The organism is Methylobacterium sp. (assembly GCF_019750675.1).
Lineage (GTDB): Bacteria > Pseudomonadota > Alphaproteobacteria > Rhizobiales > Beijerinckiaceae > Methylobacterium.
The window spans coordinates 1-2193 of record NZ_JAIEOF010000053.1 but is presented as its reverse complement, the minus strand read 5'-3'; the positions used below and the strand labels follow the sequence as shown (position 1 = coordinate 2193).

Here is a 2193-nt window from a genome sequence, read left to right as displayed (position 1 = left end):
TTGTCCACGAACTCGCTGTCGCGCTCCTCGCGGTCTTCGCGGCGGCCGCGGCCCCCGCCTTCACGTTCACGTGCCATACTGACTATCCATCTCACTGGCGCGGGTGGCGGACCCGCTCGCTTGAATCGTGTGGAACGGCGGGCGCCCGAAGCCGCCCGCCTCCGCCAAACTTAGAACTCGAGGCCACCCTCGCGGGCGGCGTCGGCGAGCGCCTTGACGCGCCCGTGATAGAGGTAGCCCGAGCGATCGAAGATCACCTGGGTGACGCCGGCGGCCTTGGCGCGCTCGGCGACGAGCTTGCCGACCGCCTGAGCGGCCGACACGTCGGCGCCGGTCTTCAGACCCATGCGCAGGTCCTTGTCGAGGCTCGAGGCCGCGGCGAGGGTCTTGCCCGCCGCGTCGTCGATGACCTGGACGTAGATCTGCTTGGACGAACGGAACACCGAGAGTCGGGGCCGTCCATTGGCCGCCGCCCGCAGCGCGCGGCGCACACGCGCCTTGCGGCGGTCGAGTGCATCGATTTTGCGTGACATGTTCGGCGGCCCTTACTTCTTCTTGCCTTCCTTGCGGAAGATGAACTCGCCCGCGTACTTCACGCCCTTGCCCTTGTAGGGCTCCGGGCCGCGATAGTCGCGGATCTCGGCGGCCACCTGGCCGACCACCTGCCGGTCGATGCCGGAGATGACGATCTCGGTGGGCTTCGGCACCGCGATCGAGATACCCGCGGGGATCTCGTACTCGATGTCGTGGCTGTAGCCGAGCGAGAGCTTCAGAGCCTTGCCGGCCATCGCGGCGCGGTAACCCACGCCGGTGATCTCGAGCTTCTTCTCGAAGCCCTTGGAGACGCCCTCGACGAGGTTCGCCACCTGAGCGCGGGAGGTGCCCCAGAGCGAGCGGGCCTCCTTGGTCTGGTTCCGGGGCTGCACCGAGACGGCGCCATCCTCGAACTTCACGTCGACCACGTTGGGAACGACGTACTGGAGCTCGCCCTTGGAGCCCTTCATCTTCACCGTTTGACCGGTCACCGTGGCCGTCACGCCGGACGGGACGGGAACGGGCTTCTTGCCTACGCGAGACATCGCCTTATTCCTCCAAGTCCGAGATCAGAACACCTTGCAGAGCACTTCGCCGCCGACGTTGCGCTCGCGCGCCTCGTGGTCGGCCATGACGCCCTGCGGGGTGGACACGATGGTGACGCCGAGACCGTCGGCGACGCGCGGCAGCTCGCCGACCGACGAGTAGACGCGGCGGCCGGGCTTCGACACGCGCTGGATCGAGCGGATGACGGGCTGGCCGTCGTAGTACTTCAGCTCGATCGCGAACTCGGTACGGCCGTTGCCGTAATCCGTGGTCGCGTAGTCGCGGATGTAGCCCTCGGACTTGAGGACGTCGAGCACGCTGGCGCGCAGGCGAGAGCCGGGCGTCTGGACGACGTTGCGGCGACGCTGCTGACCGTTGCGGATGCGGGTGAGCATATCACCCACGGGATCGTTGACCATGGTGGTTGCTCCTTACCAGCTCGACTTGACGAGACCGGGGATCAGACCCTGGTTGCCGAGTTCGCGCAGCGCGATGCGCGAGATGCCCATCTTGCGATAGAAGGCGCGCGGACGGCCGGTCATGCCGCAGCGGTTGCGGATGCGGGTGGGGGACGAGTTGCGGGGCAGTTCCGCGAGCTTGAGGCGCGCCTCGAAGCGCTCCTCCATCTCAAGGGACTCGTCGTTCGCCGTGGCAAGCAGCGCCTTGCGCTTGGGAGCGTAGAGCTTCACCAGCGCTTCGCGGTGCTTGTTCTTCTCAATCGAGCTTTTCTTTGCCATTTCTCTCTCCGGTGTCCGCGTCTGAGACCTTAAGCAGGCCTCACTGCCGGAACGGGAATCGGAACTGCGTGAGGAGCGCGCGCGCCTCAGCATCGGTGCGGGCCGTCGTCTGGATGACGATGTCCATGCCCCAGGTGGCCTCGGCCTTGTCGTACGAGATCTCCGGGAACACGAGGTGCTCCTTGAGGCCCAGTGCGTAGTTGCCGTTGCCGTCGAAGGAACGCGGGTTCAGGCCACGGAAATCGCGGACGCGCGGGAGCGCGATCGTGATGAGGCGGTCCATGAACTCGTACATGCGCTGCTTGCGCAGGGTCACCTTGCAGCCGATCGGCATGCCCTCGCGGACCTTGAAGGTCGCGATGGCCTTGCGGGCCTT

General features: G+C 66.5%; 5 protein-coding genes. All 5 read right to left on the bottom strand.

Translation table 11 applies throughout. The features are described 5' to 3' along the window. Positions 1 to 170: 170 nt before the first annotated feature. On the bottom strand, positions 171 to 533 hold the full coding sequence (rplR, locus tag K2X24_RS02720) for a 50S ribosomal protein L18 (RefSeq protein ID WP_292494405.1): 363 nt from the start codon (positions 531 to 533) through the stop codon (positions 171 to 173). Between the two features lie 12 nt (positions 534 to 545). Beyond that, positions 546 to 1079 carry a 50S ribosomal protein L6 gene (gene rplF, locus K2X24_RS02715; protein WP_243912237.1) on the bottom strand — a complete coding sequence of 178 codons (534 nt, stop codon included), beginning with the start codon at positions 1077 to 1079 and terminating at the stop codon, positions 546 to 548. A 24-nt stretch (positions 1080 to 1103) separates the two neighbouring features. Continuing rightward, complete coding sequence (gene rpsH, locus K2X24_RS02710) at positions 1104 to 1499, bottom strand: 30S ribosomal protein S8 (protein WP_055881679.1); 396 nt, start codon at positions 1497 to 1499, stop codon at positions 1104 to 1106. Between the two features lie 12 nt (positions 1500 to 1511). Further along, positions 1512 to 1817, bottom strand: coding sequence for a 30S ribosomal protein S14 (gene rpsN, locus K2X24_RS02705; protein WP_056183527.1), 306 nt, complete (start codon positions 1815 to 1817; stop codon positions 1512 to 1514). 40 nt (positions 1818 to 1857) lie between these two features. After that, positions 1858 to 2193: 50S ribosomal protein L5 (gene rplE / locus K2X24_RS02700; protein ID WP_292494381.1), on the bottom strand; the 336-nt coding region annotated here is incomplete at its 5' end.